We start from the raw sequence: 18,347 nt of genomic DNA on the forward strand, positions 1-18,347 counted from the left end.
CTTTCAACTCCTGCTCATATTTATCCCAGATATATTTACTGACATCCTTAGGCCAGCCAGATCCGCCTAAGTACTTCAGTGCTTCAATTACCCATAATTACATTATATCTCTGGTAACCACTGGTTAATCCTCCTTAAAATTATTCTGGTCATTTATGCCTGAACGATATATAAATTACTTAGTATCCTGAAAAAAGAACAGTCTGGCATCATTGAAATGTTTACTACACCTGATAAGCTGAAACAATTTTTACATTACGCATGCACTAGTACACTGCCCACTATACTTAATCAGCGCCAGGATACATTACAGCATCTGCCCGTTAATTTTCGCTGCGCTGCGGTACTGATGCCTGTTGACTGGAATCATGGTAACGCGCAAATCTGGCTTACTCAGCGCAGTCAGCAACTACGCCAGCACCGCGGGCAAATCGCTTTTCCCGGTGGCAAACTGGAAAATAATGAAAGCAGTATCAATGCAGCATTTCGCGAAAGCGAAGAAGAAACCGGACTAATTCGTAATCAGTGGCAGCTGGTCGGAACCTTACCTCAATGCTATCTGCCCAGCGGTTTCAAAGTTGTTCCTGTTCTGGCCTGGACCAATTCATCTCTATACTGGCAGCTCAACCCGTCAGAAGTCAGCGAAATATTCCCTGTACCCTTACCTGTTGTTCTGGATAGCAAGCTATACCAGCATAGTATTAAACAACATCAGCAACTTAAGCTTAAGGTATATCATTTACATTATCAAAACCGGCATATCTGGGGAGCTACTGCATGCATGCTATTACACCTGGCTCAATGCTATCAGGTATGGAGCAGGCAAAACCATCAACACTAATCCAGTAAATCAATACGTACTATTTCTCCGCATAACCGTCTTCCCTGCTCCAGACAATGTGCCAGTTTCAGAGCCTGAAAAGCATAAGTAAGCTGTGCCTGAAAACTTCCGGCAGCTATTTCTTCGCCATCTCCTGCCACACCACTGGGCATATCCAGCGCCACCTTAAACACATCTGCCTGAGAAACTGCATCAAAACAACGTGCAATAGCCTGAGGCAATTTACCATGGAAACCAGTACCATAAACAGCATCCACAACCAGATGAACAGACGGCAGCACAGTATGCAATTGCGAAGTATCAATACAATCTACAGTAACCGGCAGACATTTCCGGTTGGCTTCGGCAAGAGCTGATAATCGCTGTCCCTGTAAAAACATAATCGTTACCGGCCAGCCATGTAAAGACAATACTCGGGTCAGTACCAGCCCGTCACCTGCATTATTCCCTTTGCCACACAGTATCAGCGCATGCTGCGGGGAACGAAACCGACATAATAAATCCTTCGCTGCACGACTTCCTGCATGTTCCATCATTTGGGCATAACTCAAACCTTCCCGGTTCTGTGTATCCTCCCATGCTTTCATCTGTGCCACAGTCCACACTGGCATATTCATATCTTGTCCTTTAGCAGGAAAAACAGATTATAATCATACTTGGGTATTCCGGCGTTCAATCTGTACACCCACTTCCTTAATACCAGCAAGAATACCCGGCTTCACCACTTTCACCCGAACCCATAACGCCCCGTAACGGTTCAATATAAACTGCGCCACATACTCTGCCAGTGCTTCCAGTAACAAAAATTCCTGTTCAGCAAGTACCTCACGCAAATCATCAGCCACTCTGGCATAGTGAATCGTATCGTCAATATTATCGCTTTGCGCTGCCTGCTGAAAATCTGTACCAATATCCACATCCAGCAACAGTGTTTGCTGTTGTTGCCGCTCCCACTGATATACCCCAATCAGCGTCTGCGCAGTCATACCGTGTAAAAAGATAGTATCCATGTCCAACCTACTGAGCTAAAATGCAAACCCTCAGATTGTAGACTAAAGAAACCGCTTTATGGTCAATTACCTTGCAATTATCGGTGCCTATTTACTGGGCTCTCTGTCTTTTGCCGTTATTGTTTCGCGCTGTATGGGTATGCCCGACCCGCACAGCTATGGTTCTGGCAATCCCGGTGCTACCAATGTTTTGCGTACAGGCAAAAAAAGTGCCGCTGCTCTTACACTGCTAGGCGATGCATTCAAAGGCTGGCTGGCCGTCTGGCTGGCAAAACACTATCAGACGGTCTGGCAACTGGACAGCAATACCATTGCTATAATTGCCGTAGTGGTTCTCATTGGCCACATGTGGCCGGTATTTTTCAAATTTAAAGGTGGTAAAGGCGTAGCTACTGCACTGGGTGTACTCCTGGCTTTATCATGGCCTACTGCACTTATTTGCGCAGCGGTATGGCTGATTATGGCCTTTGGTTTCAAAGTATCTTCACTGGCCGCATTAATAGCTACTCTGATCAGCCCGTTTGCTGCCTGGTGGTTTATGCCTCAGTTAAGCTGGGTAATTGCTGTTATAGTAATTGATATACTGGTTCTTTACCGGCATAAAAGCAATATCAAAAACCTGTTCAGCGGTCGTGAAGGTAAAATCGGCGAAACTAAATAATAAATTGACATAGCGACCATAAATAAAAAAGACAGTTTTCTCAACTGTCTTTTTCTTTATCTCGGGCGTATTACTTCAAATTTTGTTTTTGCTGCTTACGATTGCGCCTGCGCTGACGAATTTCAGCAATTTTACGTTTAAAAAACTGGATACGCTGACGCTTTTTCCACCAGTAATAGACTAGTGCCAGTGCACCAACGCCAATCACAACATACACAACTGCCTGGAACTGATGTACCTTATGCATCAGCCAATCAATATTTTCCGCACCATATTCACCCAGATACACCCACACAGGTACAGAAATCATTGCTGCCAGACCATCCATCAACAAAAATTTCGGTATAGAAACTTTCCCGCTGATCCCGGCGGTAATGTAAATCGGGGTACGCAAACCGGGCAGAAAACGGGCAATAAATAATACCCAGCTACCATATTTATCAAATTTATCCTGTACCTGAGCATAGCGCCTGGGCGTCATTACCCGCTGAACAAAACGAAATTTCAGAATACGATGACCAAATACGCGTCCGGCACTAAACATCATACCATCGCCTACCAGAACACCGGCCATACCTACCATAAACATGGTATGTACATGCGCATGTCCCAGTCCGGCTATAACACCACCGGCAACCAGCGTTACATCTTCCGGTATCGGCACACCAAAGCCGCAGGCAACCAATACCATAAATACCGCTGCATAGCCATACTCAGTAAAAAAAGCTTCCAGCAATGCAAACATAAAATGCCCGTTCTTCTTTTATTCCTGTCAGACAGATTTACTCTGCCAAACCTGTCTTAATTGCATTGGCAATTTTTTCAGCTGCCTGACGCGCAACTTCAGTCTGACGAGCTTCTACCATAACCCGCACCACCGGTTCTGTTCCTGACGGGCGAAGTACCACACGTCCATTATCTCCGAGCTGTTTCATCACCTCATCAGCTACCGGCGCCGCAATACTCTGCCAGTCCTGATCAGGCTCAATATGAACATTAATCATAGTTTGCGGAAAAGGCTGCCAGTCAGTAAGTATACTGGCTAAATCCTGCTGTAAAACCTGTAAGGCTGCAAAGACCTGTAAAGCTGCAATAATTCCATCACCGGTATTATGCTTATCCAGACAAACTATATGACCGGAAGCTTCTCCCCCTAGTGACCACTGATGCTGATGCAGCTGTTCCAGAACATAACGGTCGCCTACTTTAGCGCGGACAAAATCAATGCCCAGCCGCTTAAACGCCAGCTCCATAGCAAGATTGGTCATAACTGTCCCCACTACACCGCCATCCAGACAGCCTGCTGAAGCACGAGCTTTGGCAATTACATAAATCAGCGCATCCCCATCATAGACTTTGCCGAATTTATCTACCATCATCAGCCTGTCGCCGTCACCATCCAGCGCAATACCATAATCAGCTTCATTCTGTAACACTGCTGCCTGTAGTGATTTAGTATATGTCGCACCGATTTTCTGATTAATATTATAACCATCCGGCTGATCGCCGATGCAGACCACATCTGCACCCAGCTCATGAAATACCTTAGGTGCCACAGCATAGGCCGCACCATTTGCCGTATCTACCACCAGCTTCAAACCGCGCAAATTCAAATGATTCGGAAAAGTAGATTTACAAAACTCAATATAACGGTCAACAGCACCATTTATGCGACGTGCGCGACCAAGTTCGCTGGAGGGGACAGTTTTTACCGGCTTTTCCAGCTCTGCTTCAATTTCCAGCTCCAGAATATCACTTAACTTGACTCCACCCTCTGCAAAAAATTTAATACCATTATCATGATAAGCATTATGTGAAGCAGATATCATCACACCGCAATCCAAACGCAGTGCACGGGTTAAATAAGCCACACCCGGTGTAGGTAATGGTCCGGTAAGCAGCACATTTACCCCTGCTGCTGTAAAGCCCGCTTCCATTGCTGCTTCCAGCATATAACCGGAAATTCTTGTATCTTTACCAATCAGCACAGTAGGCTGATGATCAGTTCCATGTTGTACCAGTACATGTCCGGCAGCATACGCTAATTTCAGTACAAATTCGGGGGTTACCGGAAACTTACCAACTTCACCACGCACCCCGTCAGTACCAAAATATTTTTTTGCCATCACCTGCTCCGACCGATTAATTCAAGACTATTATTGTAGAACAGGCATAGCTGTTCAGTCAGTAAATAAAATGTTATTTGAAAACTATCCGGTTCACAATAAATCTGAACCCGATTAAACTCTACTCAGATTACATAATAAAAACGCAGCCCGCGTCTGCTGACAATCTGCAACCTATCTTGTTAAATACTTCCGCCCAAGGCCGCCCATACCTGTAAACCCTGACGTGTTTCACGTACATCATGTACCCGTATAATTGCTGCACCACGTGCCACGGCTGCTACTGCCGCCACCACACTTCCGGCAACCCGTTGTCTTGGTTCAGTTTCATCAGTCAGTAAACCAATCATCGTTTTACGTGATACCCCAATTAGTGCCGGACAACCGGCGGCCGCATGCCAGTCTGCAAAATGCTGCATTAATGCGATATTATGCTGAAGACTCTTACCAAAACCAAAACCCGGATCTATTGTCAGACGCAAACGGTCAATCCCAGCCTGTTCACACACAGATACCCGTTGCTGCAAATACTGACCAACTTCAGTAACCACATCCTGATATTCAGGATTATGCTGCATATTTTCCGGCTGTCCCTGCATATGCATCAGACACACACCAATATTCTGCTGCTGCGCTAGTAAATCCACTGCACCGGCATCTTCCAGTGCCTGAATATCATTTATTCCGTCAACCAGTTGCTGCTCAAGTAACTGACGCATTACCCATGTGCGGCGTGTATCAACAGTTAATGGTACATTCCAGGTAACCAACTCTGTTAATACCGGCTCAATACGCTTCCACTCATCCTGAGGTGAAACAAAATCAGATCCGGGACGGGAGCTCTCTCCGCCAATATCCAGAATATCCGCCCCATCCTTTAATAACTGTTCCGCATGCTTTAATGCCAGAGTCAGAGAAGTACTGTAACTTCCGCCATCTGAAAATGAATCCGGCGTTAAATTGACGATTCCCATAATTTTCGGCTGAGCCAAATCAATTTGAAAACGCCCGCACTGCCAGTAATTTTGACTAGAATTATCCATACTTAAATCATAATCTCTTAACATTTATCAAATAATCATACAGTCTGTATTTGTGGTTAAACCAATAATACTAGCAATAAATTCTGCTCAGCCAGATAAAGTTATTTCTCTTCGCATCTCAATTTTTTTATCCGCAAAGTACAAATTCAGACTCACTGAAAATAACAAAAATATAAAATCTATTAAAAAATCATTGTAAATCAAAGAATATTGAAATAAACAAAGATATATAGTGAACTACAACCAGAATTGCTGTCAGAACTAAGACAGAATACCTTGATGTAAAATAAATTGATAAATCTCAAGATTTAAATATCCTGTCATTATCTGAGTTATATAAATAACCCAGACTCCAATATAACCATCATAATTGCTCTGATTTGACATTTATAACTGATAATAATGGAGAAATATTCAATTTATAAATTCACCTATTTTAAAGCCAGCCAGATTAATAAATGAAAGAATATTTGTCTCATGGGAAATATTGATTTACTACTTTCATGAATTGAACCGTTTAGCTGAATTTTTAACACCAGCTTTTGCCAGTATTTTATCATTTACATAATACAGAATCTTCCTGACTTAAATTACCATGCTTTTCAACAATTCATATGAACCAAAATAGCATATACCTATATACCAGAATAACTATTTTCAGTATTACTATTATATTTTGTGCCTCTTATTTTCAGATAAAACATAGAAAAAACGGCAGCTATTGCTGCCGTTAAAAATCATATAACTACATCAATTAGTCCTGTGATTTCTGTTCAGGTGCAGATGCTTTAGATTCAGTATGATCTGCATCCTCAGCCACAGCATCAGCTTTAATTTCGGATTGAGTTGCTCCATCCGCTTTAGCACCTGTTTCGGTTTCAGCTACCGCATCAGTCTTAGCTTCAGTTTCAGTCTCAGCTAACGGCTGCTCAGTATCGCCATCCTTAACTATATTTTCACTGAAATCTTTTGGCGGACTAGGCTGCTTACCTGCCATAATTTCCAGCACCTGATCACGGTCAATGGTTTCCCATTCAATCAGAGCCTTAGCCATGGTATGCATCTTATCGCGATTCTCATCCAGAATTTTATAGGCAATTTCATACTGCTCATCAAGGATACGACGTACTTCAGCATCTACTTCCTGCATGGTTTTTTCAGAAATATTTTTCGATTGCGTTACAGAACGCCCGAGAAACACTTCATTTTCATTTTCACCATATACCACTGGTCCCATTTTTTTGGACATACCATAACGGGTTACCATATCACGCGCAATCTGAGTAGCACGTTCAAAGTCATTAGAAGCACCAGTAGACACACGACCAATAAACAACTGTTCAGCTATACGACCACCAAACAGAATTGAAATTTCATTAAGCATCTGATCTTCATACATACTGATGCGGTCACGTTCCGGCAGCTGCCAGGTCAGACCAAGTGCACGCCCGCGGGGCATAATCGTTACTTTATGTACCGGATCCGTAAAATCCAGTGTCTCAGCAACAACAGCGTGACCTGATTCATGATAAGCAGTGGCTTTTTTCTCATCTTCATGCATAACCATGGAGCGGCGTTCAGGACCCATGTAAATCTTATCTTTAGCATCTTCAAAGTCACTCATGTCTACTTTGGTCTTATTCCGACGACCTGCAAACAGAGCAGCCTCATTTACCAGATTGGCTAAATCAGCACCGGAAAAACCCGGAGTACCACGTGCCAGCACAGGTAAATCCACTGATTTATCCAGAGGCACTTTAGCAGCATGTACTTTCAGAATCTGTTCACGTCCGCGGATATCCGGTAACGGTACCACTACCTGACGGTCAAAACGGCCTGGTCGCATCAGAGCAGGATCAAGCACATCCGGACGGTTAGTTGCCGCAATCACAATAACTGTTGTATTGCTTTCAAAACCATCCATCTCCACAAGCAACTGATTCAGCGTTTGCTCACGTTCATCATTACCACCACCCAAACCGGCACCACGCTGGCGGCCTACCGCATCAATTTCATCGATAAAAATCAGACAGGGAGCGTTCTTTTTTGCCTGCTCAAACATATCGCGAACACGCGATGCGCCCACACCAACAAACATCTCTACAAAATCGGAACCGGAAATACTGAAAAACGGCACCTGAGCTTCGCCGGCAATCGCTTTAGCCAGTAAAGTTTTACCTGTACCCGGTCTGCCACACATCAGAATACCGCGCGGTACGCGCCCGCCAAGCGTCTGATAACGCTGTGGTGCCCGCAGATAATCCACAATTTCCTGCACTTCTTCCTTAGCCTCATCACAACCAGCTACATCAGCAAAGGTTGTTTTATTAGATTCTTTATCCAGTAATCGGGCACGGCTTTTACCAAAAGAAAAGGCACCACCCTTGCCTCCGCCGCCTTGTGTGGAGCGCATGAAATAAAAAAATACACCAATCAGCAACAGTATAGGTAATATGCTGATAAACATATTAGTCAAAATACCCGGTTTTTCTTCCGGAATCACATTAACCCGAATATTTTTCGCTATCAGATTACTAACAAAATTATTTTCCAGCGGTGTCGGTGCATTGGTAATGAAAGAAGATTTATCATGACGCTGGCCCTTCAGCTGCAGACCATTAATCACTGAACCTTCAATATTTACACTGGCAATCTCACCCTTGTTAACCTGCTGAATAAACTGAGAGTATTCAATTTGCTGTTTACTCTCTTTTTTCTCAGTAATGGCATTGAATGCGGCCATTAATACTAACGCCAGCACCAGCCAGACCAAAAGATTCTTTACGGTATTCCGCACTGTCAGAAACTCCTAAGGAGGTTAATTAATTGTTGTTCAGAATAGTTAATATAGCCAACTTCTTCATATAGCATTGGCTATAACTACTATTTTTTACCGCGACCAAGCAAATAAATTTCGCTCGAGCGGTCACGGGATGCTTTCGGCTTGCGAACCATTACCTGAGCAAAACAATCCTTCATAGCCTGCTGAAACTCTTGCAGACCTGCTCCCTGAAACACCTTCACCAGAAAATCACCACCCGGTTTGAGATGTGCCTGAGCAAACTCCAGACCCAATTCTGCCAAATAAAAACTGCGTGCCTGATCAGTAATGTTATTGCCAGACATATTGGGTGCCATATCACAAATTACAAGATCCAGTTCACAACCATCCAGCAAAGTTTCAAACTTTGCCAGCACGTCATTCTCGCGAAAATCACCCTGAATAAAACGTACACCCGTCACTGGTTCCATAGGCAGAATATCCAGTGCAAATACCTGTCCTGCCGCACCAGCTAGCCTGGCCGCAACCTGCGACCAGCTACCCGGAGCACTGCCAAGGTCAGCCACTACCGCACCCGGTCGTATCAGATGATCCTTATCATTGATTTCCAGCAACTTATAGGCTGCGCGTGCACGGTAGCCTTCTTTCTGAGCCAGATGAACATAATGATCGTTAACATGCTCGTTGAGCCATGCACTGGAAGATTTAGAGCGAACACCCATGATGCAAATTCTTGAAAAAATCACCACATTGTATCGTGAAATTGATGCAGAATACAGCATTTCCCCTTATATAAAAGATAAATTCATCAGCATAAATAATTTTATCCACCGGCTATACTCAGCAATTTATCAGACCTGTTCCTCAGGTTTTATTCCAAATCTTTTTTTGTAGTGTAAATTACTCATCTGAATAGATTGACATAGTGAAACACCAGCGCACATATCTGATAAATTGTTTCATTAGCTGCACCAGAATAAAAGCCATAAGAGCGCTCAGCAGCAGATAACCGGGGATTTCAATTCTGGTACTCAATGGCATAATAGTATCGGACGTAGCAACATATGTTGCCCATGTATTTCTATCATCATCCAGGTCAATAGTTTCAATCTCAATCAATTGAAGATGTGGCTCCTCTTTAAGTACCTTATAACTGAAGGAATAATTACCATCTGATGATTTATCCTGCCCACTGGGAAATTTGGCCAGAAATGACGTATTTTCCGGTTTAAAATCTTTATTAATACTATAATTTACCTGAGTAAAAGTGCCATCAGGCCTAAATACCGCAACTTCAAAAGGAAAATGAGATTGGTTTTTGATGCTGCTCTTAGCGTACAGATGCGACACTAAAGGCAGACAAACCATGCACAACCCAAACCCTACAGCTAATCTGAAAATAAAGGTATCCAGAACTCTCAGTATGCCGAGACACAAAATCTGCGAAAATTTCATAATTATTATGATCTAATGGAAAAATACTAAATTTCTCTAACTAATCGGAATAAAATAAATATTACCAACAATAAACAAATATCACAGAAATTAAATATACCTGAATGTTTTATAAATTACTATTTTAATTAAAATAAGAAATACCTTATTAATATACTGATTTTGAATTTTTATTTTCAATACAAATATACAAGACCTCTCAACTATAAAAAATCGTCTGTCTCATTTAAAATAGCTTAACTCTGAATCTAACTTGAATAACAGGCTAATCAGATCGTAATCAATCCGGAAAGTAAAATGGCAACAGATAAATTAAACAGTAAAGAAAAAATGGCATTAAAAGCTCGTGCACATCAATTACATGCAGTAGTACTGATTGGTCAGCACGGACTGACTACTGAAGTAATCACCGAAACCAATCGTAATCTTGATGCACATGAACTGATTAAAGTACAGGTAGCAGGTGACGATCGTGCAGCGCGTATAGCCATTGCAGAAGAACTATGTAAAGCTACTCATGCCGAATTAATTCAGCATATTGGCAAACAACTAATATTATTCCGCCGCAAAGAGAATCCGGCAGAATAAATAAAAGCGATTCATTACATGAATCGCTTTTATTTTATCCGGCTAGTTTCTGTAAAACAGTAAACAATTTTTTAAATGCAGATAAATTAAATATAAAACACTTCAAGAATTTCATATTCGCGAATACCGCCCGGTGCCTGAACTTCTGCCACATCACCCTCTTCTTTACCAATCAGAGCACGTGCTATAGGTGAACCGACATAAATTTTAGCCTGTTTAATATCTGCCTCATCTTCACCCACAATCTGGTAACTCACTACTTCTTCGGTTTCCAGATCCTGCATTTTCACTGTAGCACCAAAAACCACCTTACCATCAGCATTGGTTTCTTTTGGATCAATAATATGCGCCAGGGAAAGCTTGTGCTCAATTTCAGCAATCCTGCCTTCAATAAAGCCCTGTTTTTCTTTAGCAGCTTCATATTCTGCATTTTCCGACAGATCGCCATGCGAACGTGCTTCAGCAATTGCTTCAATCACAGCCGGCCGAGCTACACTTTTAAGCTCTTGTAGCTCTTGTTTCAGCAAATTAGCACCAATTACGGTCAACGGAATTTTTTGCATCATATTTCTCCAAGATACCGCTGCAGAATGCATCAACGGTATTTCGTATTAATAACAAAAAGCAAGCCGCCCGATTTTGGCGGCTTGCGCTGTTCCATAGGTGCTATTTTAGCAGACCGGTATAAAATAGCAACGTTTATAACGACTATTTCATAGAATAATCAGCTAATTTAATTTGCCATAATATTCATCATCAATACTGCGGCTTTGTATGTTCATTAATCTGATTAATCGAACCAATCATCACCAGATTTATCTGAAGTCTAAACTTCATTTAAATATATTTTAATAAAAATATACATATTTTAATTATTTTATTAGTTTATGCCTCGGTTATCTAATCTTTTAGTTATTTCATAACATACAGTAAATCAATTCAGCTTGCTTTTATGAAGTTTAAAAAATTCAGTTTCGCCCGATAAGGAAAATCACTCAGATATAAATTTTTTGCTAAAATTCATCAGAACAAATTTACCAAAAGAATACTGCTGCTAACCATTTAAAAAATATATACATTGATTGGCTTGTTAATAAAATATTCAACATCACTACGCTAATTAGATTTAAATTAGGCTATTAGTATATCCTTTCGCTCTTGTTTTATATCTAATCAAATAATCCCGTTTAAAAATCCAAAATTATTTCAATATGAATCTATTTAAAACAAATAAAAATTTTGTAGCTATGCTATTAGTAATATTGTTATCTGCCTGTAATAAAACCAAATCATTAGAAGAAAGCTATAAAACAGATACTCTGAATGTAAATACAGAATTTATTACTGAAAAAAATATAAATTTAAATCAAATACAACAGATACCAGTTAATACTTTAGTATCAAAATACCCGCCATTAACAGATAGTACTTTTATTTTAGGCAAAGGAGATGGTGTGATTTCAGAATTCAGAATTGGTTTAAGAAACACATTTACAGAAAAAGAAATTGAAAACAGAGACATTCTAATCAGAGAAGTTACATGGTCTAGCAATAAAGATGAAAATTTAACTATCTGGTATGAGAAAAAACAGGATCAATGGGTTCTGGTAGACCATTTCATCTGGCATAAAGATGCTTTATTTTAAACATTTACTTAATCAATAAATATTAATTTATTATATAAATAATAGTCCAGACTATATCTTAAGAGCTAAATTTAATTATTTCATCTGATCGGTATCCAATCAACATAAAAATATATACTATCCAATCTAAGTATTAATATTTCATTAAATAAAATACCTTTCAAAGATATTTCTCTGAAAGGTATAAAATTGATTAATAAAAATCATCAGGTTTTTATCAGCTTAAAGTAGATTCAATGCTATTCTTTGTTATTAGAACGGAATATCGTCATCAATATCATCTACCGGAGCAGGAGTAGGTGCCGGCCGTGGTGCCTGACGGCGCGGAGCTGCCGGTGGCGGACTGGAAGCAGCAGATGCAGCATCATAACCATCCTGATTATAGTTACCTCCCTGTGCATAGTTATTTCCGCCATTCATCTGATCATAGCTATTACCTGAGCCGGAAGCCCCGTCATTGCGGCTACCCAGCATTTTCATTTCATTGCCGATAATATCGTATGCGGTGCGTTCGATACCATCTTTACCGGTATATTTACGGCTTTGAATCCTACCCTCAATAAACACCTGACTGCCTTTACGCAAATACTGGCTGGCTATCTCACCCAATTTACCGAACAGAGTAATATTATGCCATTCAGTACGCGTCTGGCGTTCACCATTACGGTCACGCCACTGTTCATCAGTAGCTATGGAAAAATTGGTTATTGCATCTCCGCTGGGCATATATCGTGTTTCAGGATCACGACCCAGACGGCCAACCAGGATGACTTTATTAACAGACATGGTGGTTTCCTAATAATGAATACAGGCTGTCCAAGATGACAACCCATAATTAAAAGATTACAAATATCGCAGAATGCCAGGAATTCAGGCCCATTGCCAGTGCCGTTGCCAGGCATTGATAACAGCATTCGAGTAAGTACTACGTCCTAAGCTACCATTATAACGCGCCAGCGCTCTTACCATATTACCATTCTCACGATTTCGATAATAACGCAGGATAGTACATCCGTAACGTAAGTTAGTGCGAATATCGAATAAGTTATGTTCCGGACGACCAATTTGTTTTACCCAGAAAGGCATTACCTGCATTAAACCGCGGGCGCCTACTCCGGAGATAGCATATTGACGAAAACGGCTTTCTACTTCGATCAGACCAAGTATAACCTGTGTATCCAAACCAGCACGCATTGATTCATACTGAATATTGGTTAATAAACGTTTTCGTGCATAATCATCAGGAATATGTGAAGCAAGACGACCCGACATGGCATTTAGCCAGCGGCTGGCCTCTGAAGGCGAAGAAAAAATCAGGCGCGGAGGATTGGCATTATTAACTGCATTGCGCATGATCGAAGCAACATCATCAGAAAGGGTTTCTTCACGCTGTGCACCTGCCAGCACTATACGCGGCACAGCTATCCCCAGCAGGGAAGCACCGCCTGCCTGTAACAGCCGGCGTCGCGAGACAGATTTATTTCTGTACGGCATATAATTTAATTCCGTTTGTGTATTGTATACAAACTGATTGCAAGATTACGATAGGTAATTTTAATTGATTATATTAAATATAGTTAGATATTTTAAAGTTTATACAGTATTTTTTATGACAACATGAGTTTTTCAATCCACAGAATCCATATCAGACAACTGTTTTAAAGAAAAAAGCCAATATCAATATTGGCTTTTTTCATAATATAACAGCTGAACTGCTTAACTCAGAGCGATCGGTACAAAAGCTTCACGTGCCAGCTCTTCTTGTGCCAAATCAGTTACTACTGTGGAAAATTGTACACCAAACCAGTTTCTGAAATTTTCAAAGCTCAAATCAGGCCACAAGCTTTCATCCTCACACCAGTCAGCCAGTTCTGCTGCAAAGATATCCTCATAACGCTGTTCGATTTCAACCCACAAGCTATCTATATCTTCACTGGCGGAAGTCAGATAGGCATTGGCATCCTGTTGCAAAATATCCAGAGATAACTGTTCCAGATCAATATCAGGTAATTTTTGCAACCAGGCCCAGAATGGTTCAAGCGGAACAAGCAAAAATACACTGCGGTTAACTTCATACATAGTCTTATTCCTTGTTTTATACTGATCTGAATTTCAGTTTTCGGAATGATCTTTATTACTGTTATAAAATACTAACGTTTAATGCACATTCCAATAGGGCTGACTTGCTGAAACCGGAGATTCAGACAAGTTGTCGCCTGTAATTTTATCTGGTGTTGAATCAGCTGTTGCCGGAACATTATCATCTGATTCAGTTACTTTTTTAACAGTTTGACTTGATGATACAGAAGCCGGCTGGGTAACGGCATTATCGCTACCCGGAGCTACCAGATTATCTATATCGTCATCATCTTCATCATCTGCCGGAAACAGTGTGCCGCCTACCTGATTGTTACGCAATTTCATATATACATCACGCATGTATGTATAGCGATCCAGTGCAGCATCATTCAAGCTATCGGTTACATCCAGCAATGCTTCACGCGAGGCCACTCCATTCAGGCCGGTAAGACTCCAGCGTACAGCATCTTCCTTGAAAATAGCATTTTCTATGGGGAATATATCAGTAATGGTACTGCCGATACTATCACGTACTGTCGACGGACCCAAAAGAGGATAAACAAAGTAATTACTGTTTTTCCAACCCCATGAGGCAAAGGTATCACCAAGGGTATTTTTGTTGTTCGGAATCCGGCCTGCATCAGCAATATCCAGTAAACCGCCCAGGCCAAATGTAGTATTAATACCAACGCGCACGAAATCTGTACTGGCTTTCTCAATATCCAGTCGCAGCAGATTACTGCCAAAACTCACTACATCGCGCAAGTTATTGAAAAAGTTGTTGACGCCTGTACGCACAGGTGAAGGAGTGACTTTTCGGTAACCGCGGGCAACCGGTGTCATGATATAACGATCAAGATGATCATTAATATTGAACATCACCCGGTTATAACCCTCATACGGATCTTTATAAGTATAGGTCTGTTCTGCTGCCGCCCAGCCAGCCTGACTGAGCACAAGCAGTACACAGCCTGTTAGCAACTTTTTCTTACTACTCATTGTAATGATTCCTCTACACCGTAAAGTGCCATCAGGGTAATGAGTCCCGCCGGCACACCGGCGATGTGCAACATAAATTTCTGTCTGTGCGCCAGCCGCTTAGCCGCCACGAGTAATGCCACGCAGGCAGAATCGGCTTCGGTTACACCACTGACGTCCACTTTTTCTATTTGTCCGGTTTGGATATAGTCACAGAAACGTTTGAAATCGTTTTCTCCTACTGTACCCATAGTTACCTTGTCATGAATCATCAGGGTTTTACCCTGCACGTTGGTTTGCATGATTATTTACCGTTTTTGGCACGTAAATCCGCTACTAAACCATCTATGCCTTTCTGGCTGATAGTCTGATTAAACTGGTTGCGGTATACAGTCACCAGACTGGCACCTTCTACAGCTACATTGTAAATACGGTATATATTGCCTGCCTGATACAGGGTGTAATCCATACGTACTGGTTTACTGTTAGGTGTTGTAACATCTACACGCACAATGATTTCGCGTCCGCCCTTATTAACGACAGGATTACTGTATACATTTGCCTGAGCATTTTTAAATTTCAGCATAGTGCCGGAATAAGTACGGATTAACAGGGTTTTAAACTCCTGAGTTAATGCCTGCTGCTGTGCAGTACTGGCGGTACGCCACGGAGCACCTACCGCCAGTGCAGTCATGCGCTCAAAATCAAAATACGGAATAGCATAGTTTTCAGCCTGACGACGTACCTGATTATCATTTTTACCATTGGCTGAACTTAAAATATTCAATACCTGAGTAGCATTGTCTTTAAGCTGGCTTACTGCCTGCTGTGGTGAAGCAAATGCCATACTAATGCTCATAATCGCAATACTTACCGCCCCGAAAAATGAAGATTTATTCAGTTTCATTAATATATTCCTTTAATTAAATTAAATTTGTTTATCTACTGTTACTTTTACTTATTCACTCGCAGAAACAGCAGTATCTGTTTTTTTATTATCGCTTTTGGCATTACCCTCAGCAAAACTGGTCATAAATTTACCAATTAACTGTTCCAGCACCAAAGCTGAACTGGTAATAGTAATATTATCCCCATCGGCCAGATTATCCGGGTCGCCGCCTTGCTCCAGTCCGATATACTGGTCGCCAAGCAAACCTGAAGTCAGAATCTGCGCTGAAGTGTCAGTACTAAACTGGTACTGTTTATCAATTTTTAAAGTCACTTTAGCCCAGTAAGTTTTCGGATCAAGTACAATTTTGTCTACCCGGCCAACCACAACACCGGCTGCTTTGACAGGCGCCTGTGTTTTTAAACCGCCAATATCGCTGAACGAGGCCGATAAAGTATATGTAGGCTGGGAAGAGCCGATCCCATTACCGCCGGCTACCCGAAAAGATAAAAATAGAATTGCCACTATGCCTATTAAAACAAATAGACCAACCAGCATTTCCAGACTGTTTTTTTTCATATCATTACCTTGTTAATCTGCACCCTATTTGGTAAACATCAGAGCGGTCAGCATAAAATCCACTGCCAGAATAGTTAGTGAGCTGGATACAACAGTACGTGTATTGGCGCGCAAAATACCTTCTGATGTCGGTTTTGCATAAAAACCCTGATAAACAGCTATCAGAGTAACAACTACGCCAAATACCAATGATTTAATTAAACCATTTACAACATCATAGTAAAAATCAAGATTATTCTGCATTTGACCCCAGAATACGCCGTTATCCATGCCAAAATATTTTACGCCAATCAGATAAGCACCATAAACGCCGGCAACATTGAATATTGAAGCCAGTAAAGGCATGGAAAGTACACCTGCCCAGAAACGTGGTGCGATAACTCTCGCCACCGGATCAATAGCCATGACATTCATGGCTTCCAGTTGTTCAGTGGTTTTCATTAAACCTATTTCACTGGTCATTGCACCACCGGCACTGCTGGCAAACAGTATCGCAGCCAATACCGGACCAAGCTCGCGCAGCATGGCGGCAGCCACCATATAACCAAGAATATCTGCAGATTTAAATTTAGCCAGCTGTGTGTAGGCCTGTAACCCCAGTACCATTCCGACAAACAGTCCTGATACTGCGATAATGACAATAGAAAGAACACCGGAAAAATACATTTGCCGGATCATCAGGCGCGGACGGCGTAAAACTGTTCCGCTGCGCAGCAAGGCGGCAAGCAGAAATAATGCTGCCCGCCCCAGATGCCGGACAAAACTCAGGGTTTTTGCACCCAGTTGCTCGATTGCTTTCATCACGCGATGTCTAAATCCTGTTGTAAGGTGGTGGTAGCCGGATAACGAAATGCTACCGGGCCGTCTGCCTGACCATGAATAAACTGATTTATCCATGGTGAATCCAGTTCACGCATTTGTAGCGGTGAACCGGAAAAAATAATTTCACCGTGTGCCAGAAAAACCACATGGCTGGCAATATCCAGAGATTGCTGGATATCATGTGTCACCATTACACTGGTAGTTTGTAAGGCTTTATTGACCTTACTCACCAGACTGGCTATTACCCCGAGTGAAATCGGATCCAGGCCAGTAAATGGTTCATCATATAGCAATAATGCCGGATCAAGTGCAATTGTACGAGCCAGTGCTACTCGTCTTGCCATACCACCGGAAAGCTCGGATGGCATTAATTGCTCTACCCCGCGTAAACCAACTGCATTCAGTTTCATGACCACCAGATCATGTATCATGCTTTCCGGCAAATCAGTATGTTCCCGCATTGGAAAAGCAACATTATCGAATACTGATAAATCCGTAAACAAAGCACCAAACTGAAACAGTACGCCCATGTTACGGCGATGGTAATACAGTTCTTCGCGGCTGAATTCGGAAATATCACGACCATTGATCAATACCTGCCCCTGTTGTGCACTGATCTGACCGGTAATTAAACGCAACAAGGTTGTTTTACCACTTCCGGAACTACCCATAATAGCGGTAAAACTGCCCTGCTCCAGTTTAAAATTAATATTTTTTAAAATGGGTCGGTCGCCATAAGCGAAAACCACATTTTTCATTTCAATAAACGGCGTAGCCATATTGAGAATTCCCATGCCGTATAGCAACTTAGATTTTATGATGTCTGTTGGTATTTATCAAATACAAGT

General features: G+C 41.7%; 22 protein-coding genes. 4 read left to right on the forward strand and 18 right to left on the reverse strand.

What is annotated here, in order from left to right; all coding sequences use genetic code 11:
• Positions 1-217 precede the first annotated feature (217 nt).
• Entirely contained in the window at positions 218-841 is a 624-nt protein-coding gene (locus GYX91_RS07875; protein ID WP_174830529.1) for a CoA pyrophosphatase, read from the forward strand.
• On the opposite strand, the gene GYX91_RS07880 is transcribed toward GYX91_RS07875, so the two are convergent.
• Together GYX91_RS07880 and folB are read right to left on the reverse strand one after the other, a co-directional pair.
• A complete protein-coding gene (locus GYX91_RS07880) occupies positions 838-1,458 on the reverse strand; it encodes an NAD(P)H-hydrate epimerase (RefSeq protein WP_174830531.1) in 621 nt (206 codons plus the stop codon). The two genes, GYX91_RS07875 and GYX91_RS07880, sit on opposite strands and share 4 nt — an antisense overlap.
• A gap of 33 nt (positions 1,459-1,491) precedes the next feature.
• Positions 1,492-1,851 carry a dihydroneopterin aldolase gene (gene folB, locus GYX91_RS07885; protein ID WP_084547902.1) on the reverse strand — a complete coding sequence of 120 codons (360 nt, stop codon included), beginning with the start codon at positions 1,849-1,851 and terminating at the stop codon, positions 1,492-1,494.
• A gap of 58 nt (positions 1,852-1,909) precedes the next feature.
• Here folB and plsY point away from each other — a divergent pair, with 58 nt between their 5' ends.
• The gene (plsY, locus tag GYX91_RS07890) at positions 1,910-2,512 is read left to right on the forward strand and encodes a glycerol-3-phosphate 1-O-acyltransferase PlsY (protein ID WP_110414447.1); all 603 of its coding nucleotides are present in this window, start codon (positions 1,910-1,912) and stop codon (positions 2,510-2,512) included.
• A 70-nt stretch (positions 2,513-2,582) separates the two neighbouring features.
• On the opposite strand, the gene GYX91_RS07895 is transcribed toward plsY, so the two are convergent.
• The 6 genes from GYX91_RS07895 to GYX91_RS07920 form a co-directional block, all read right to left on the reverse strand.
• Positions 2,583-3,257, reverse strand: coding sequence for a DedA family protein (locus tag GYX91_RS07895; RefSeq protein ID WP_084587147.1), 675 nt, complete (start codon positions 3,255-3,257; stop codon positions 2,583-2,585).
• A gap of 37 nt (positions 3,258-3,294) precedes the next feature.
• A complete protein-coding gene (glmM, locus tag GYX91_RS07900; protein ID WP_100126556.1) occupies positions 3,295-4,638 on the reverse strand; it encodes a phosphoglucosamine mutase in 1,344 nt (447 codons plus the stop codon).
• A gap of 182 nt (positions 4,639-4,820) precedes the next feature.
• Positions 4,821-5,681 (reverse strand): dihydropteroate synthase, encoded by an 861-nt coding sequence (gene folP / locus GYX91_RS07905; RefSeq protein WP_078475790.1) that lies wholly within the window; start codon positions 5,679-5,681, stop codon positions 4,821-4,823.
• A gap of 754 nt (positions 5,682-6,435) precedes the next feature.
• Positions 6,436-8,478, reverse strand: coding sequence for an ATP-dependent zinc metalloprotease FtsH (gene ftsH, locus GYX91_RS07910; RefSeq protein ID WP_041880462.1), 2,043 nt, complete (start codon positions 8,476-8,478; stop codon positions 6,436-6,438).
• 86 nt (positions 8,479-8,564) lie between these two features.
• The gene (locus GYX91_RS07915) at positions 8,565-9,185 is read right to left on the reverse strand and encodes an RlmE family RNA methyltransferase (RefSeq protein ID WP_041880460.1); all 621 of its coding nucleotides are present in this window, start codon (positions 9,183-9,185) and stop codon (positions 8,565-8,567) included.
• 178 nt (positions 9,186-9,363) lie between these two features.
• On the reverse strand, positions 9,364-9,918 hold the full coding sequence (locus tag GYX91_RS07920) for a hypothetical protein (protein ID WP_174830532.1): 555 nt from the start codon (positions 9,916-9,918) through the stop codon (positions 9,364-9,366).
• Between the two features lie 297 nt (positions 9,919-10,215).
• Here GYX91_RS07920 and yhbY point away from each other — a divergent pair, with 297 nt between their 5' ends.
• Positions 10,216-10,506 carry a ribosome assembly RNA-binding protein YhbY gene (gene yhbY, locus GYX91_RS07925; protein WP_041881436.1) on the forward strand — a complete coding sequence of 97 codons (291 nt, stop codon included), beginning with the start codon at positions 10,216-10,218 and terminating at the stop codon, positions 10,504-10,506.
• Between the two features lie 86 nt (positions 10,507-10,592).
• On the opposite strand, the gene greA is transcribed toward yhbY, so the two are convergent.
• Complete coding sequence (gene greA / locus GYX91_RS07930; protein WP_025331212.1) at positions 10,593-11,069, reverse strand: transcription elongation factor GreA; 477 nt, start codon at positions 11,067-11,069, stop codon at positions 10,593-10,595.
• A 648-nt stretch (positions 11,070-11,717) separates the two neighbouring features.
• Here greA and GYX91_RS07935 point away from each other — a divergent pair.
• The gene (locus GYX91_RS07935; RefSeq protein ID WP_084586104.1) at positions 11,718-12,152 is read left to right on the forward strand and encodes a hypothetical protein; all 435 of its coding nucleotides are present in this window, start codon (positions 11,718-11,720) and stop codon (positions 12,150-12,152) included.
• Positions 12,153-12,404: 252 nt separating this feature from the next.
• On the opposite strand, the gene GYX91_RS07940 is transcribed toward GYX91_RS07935, so the two are convergent.
• From GYX91_RS07940 to GYX91_RS07980, 9 genes are all read right to left on the reverse strand, one after another.
• A complete protein-coding gene (locus GYX91_RS07940) occupies positions 12,405-12,938 on the reverse strand; it encodes a single-stranded DNA-binding protein (RefSeq protein ID WP_084586103.1) in 534 nt (177 codons plus the stop codon).
• A gap of 84 nt (positions 12,939-13,022) precedes the next feature.
• Positions 13,023-13,646 carry a lytic transglycosylase domain-containing protein gene (locus tag GYX91_RS07945; protein ID WP_174830534.1) on the reverse strand — a complete coding sequence of 208 codons (624 nt, stop codon included), beginning with the start codon at positions 13,644-13,646 and terminating at the stop codon, positions 13,023-13,025.
• 222 nt (positions 13,647-13,868) lie between these two features.
• Complete coding sequence (locus GYX91_RS07950) at positions 13,869-14,231, reverse strand: VacJ (protein ID WP_084547258.1); 363 nt, start codon at positions 14,229-14,231, stop codon at positions 13,869-13,871.
• A gap of 78 nt (positions 14,232-14,309) precedes the next feature.
• A complete protein-coding gene (locus GYX91_RS07955; protein WP_174830536.1) occupies positions 14,310-15,230 on the reverse strand; it encodes a VacJ family lipoprotein in 921 nt (306 codons plus the stop codon).
• Positions 15,227-15,511 carry a lipid asymmetry maintenance protein MlaB gene (locus GYX91_RS07960; protein ID WP_025331218.1) on the reverse strand — a complete coding sequence of 95 codons (285 nt, stop codon included), beginning with the start codon at positions 15,509-15,511 and terminating at the stop codon, positions 15,227-15,229. Before GYX91_RS07960 ends, GYX91_RS07955 begins: the two co-directional genes overlap by 4 nt.
• Positions 15,512-15,513: 2 nt before the next feature.
• Entirely contained in the window at positions 15,514-16,110 is a 597-nt protein-coding gene (locus GYX91_RS07965; RefSeq protein WP_025331219.1) for a phospholipid-binding protein MlaC, read from the reverse strand.
• A 57-nt stretch (positions 16,111-16,167) separates the two neighbouring features.
• Positions 16,168-16,677: an outer membrane lipid asymmetry maintenance protein MlaD gene (gene mlaD / locus GYX91_RS07970; RefSeq protein ID WP_174830538.1), complete on the reverse strand. Its 510-nt coding sequence runs from the start codon at positions 16,675-16,677 to the stop codon at positions 16,168-16,170.
• A 24-nt stretch (positions 16,678-16,701) separates the two neighbouring features.
• Positions 16,702-17,478 carry a lipid asymmetry maintenance ABC transporter permease subunit MlaE gene (gene mlaE, locus GYX91_RS07975; protein ID WP_100126221.1) on the reverse strand — a complete coding sequence of 259 codons (777 nt, stop codon included), beginning with the start codon at positions 17,476-17,478 and terminating at the stop codon, positions 16,702-16,704.
• Positions 17,478-18,278, reverse strand: a complete 801-nt coding sequence (locus GYX91_RS07980) for an ABC transporter ATP-binding protein (RefSeq protein WP_084553059.1) — start codon at positions 18,276-18,278, stop codon at positions 17,478-17,480. Before GYX91_RS07980 ends, mlaE begins: the two co-directional genes overlap by 1 nt.
• Positions 18,279-18,347 lie beyond the last annotated feature (69 nt).

This window comes from Snodgrassella sp. ESL0304, from assembly GCF_013344995.1.
Classification (GTDB): Bacteria; Pseudomonadota; Gammaproteobacteria; order Burkholderiales; family Neisseriaceae; genus Snodgrassella; species Snodgrassella alvi.

Bases quoted from the DNA above. Each gene is read 5' to 3' on its own strand.
- GYX91_RS07875 (WP_174830529.1), top strand. From the start codon at position 218: ATGTTTACTACACCTGATAAGCTGAAACAATTTTTACATTACGCATGC.
- GYX91_RS07880 (WP_174830531.1), bottom strand. From the start codon at position 1,458: ATGAATATGCCAGTGTGGACTGTGGCACAGATGAAAGCATGGGAGGAT.
- folB (WP_084547902.1), bottom strand. From the start codon at position 1,851: ATGGATACTATCTTTTTACACGGTATGACTGCGCAGACGCTGATTGGG.
- plsY (WP_110414447.1), top strand. From the start codon at position 1,910: ATGGTCAATTACCTTGCAATTATCGGTGCCTATTTACTGGGCTCTCTG.
- GYX91_RS07895 (WP_084587147.1), bottom strand. From the start codon at position 3,257: ATGTTTGCATTGCTGGAAGCTTTTTTTACTGAGTATGGCTATGCAGCG.
- glmM (WP_100126556.1), bottom strand. From the start codon at position 4,638: ATGGCAAAAAAATATTTTGGTACTGACGGGGTGCGTGGTGAAGTTGGT.
- folP (WP_078475790.1), bottom strand. From the start codon at position 5,681: ATGGATAATTCTAGTCAAAATTACTGGCAGTGCGGGCGTTTTCAAATT.
- GYX91_RS07915 (WP_041880460.1), bottom strand. From the start codon at position 9,185: ATGGGTGTTCGCTCTAAATCTTCCAGTGCATGGCTCAACGAGCATGTT.
- GYX91_RS07920 (WP_174830532.1), bottom strand. From the start codon at position 9,918: ATGAAATTTTCGCAGATTTTGTGTCTCGGCATACTGAGAGTTCTGGAT.
- yhbY (WP_041881436.1), top strand. From the start codon at position 10,216: ATGGCAACAGATAAATTAAACAGTAAAGAAAAAATGGCATTAAAAGCT.
- greA (WP_025331212.1), bottom strand. From the start codon at position 11,069: ATGCAAAAAATTCCGTTGACCGTAATTGGTGCTAATTTGCTGAAACAA.
- GYX91_RS07935 (WP_084586104.1), top strand. From the start codon at position 11,718: ATGAATCTATTTAAAACAAATAAAAATTTTGTAGCTATGCTATTAGTA.
- GYX91_RS07940 (WP_084586103.1), bottom strand. From the start codon at position 12,938: ATGTCTGTTAATAAAGTCATCCTGGTTGGCCGTCTGGGTCGTGATCCT.
- GYX91_RS07945 (WP_174830534.1), bottom strand. From the start codon at position 13,646: ATGCCGTACAGAAATAAATCTGTCTCGCGACGCCGGCTGTTACAGGCA.
- GYX91_RS07950 (WP_084547258.1), bottom strand. From the start codon at position 14,231: ATGTATGAAGTTAACCGCAGTGTATTTTTGCTTGTTCCGCTTGAACCA.
- GYX91_RS07955 (WP_174830536.1), bottom strand. From the start codon at position 15,230: ATGAGTAGTAAGAAAAAGTTGCTAACAGGCTGTGTACTGCTTGTGCTC.
- GYX91_RS07960 (WP_025331218.1), bottom strand. From the start codon at position 15,511: ATGCAAACCAACGTGCAGGGTAAAACCCTGATGATTCATGACAAGGTA.
- mlaD (WP_174830538.1), bottom strand. From the start codon at position 16,677: ATGAAAAAAAACAGTCTGGAAATGCTGGTTGGTCTATTTGTTTTAATA.
- mlaE (WP_100126221.1), bottom strand. From the start codon at position 17,478: ATGAAAGCAATCGAGCAACTGGGTGCAAAAACCCTGAGTTTTGTCCGG.
- GYX91_RS07980 (WP_084553059.1), bottom strand. From the start codon at position 18,278: ATGGCTACGCCGTTTATTGAAATGAAAAATGTGGTTTTCGCTTATGGC.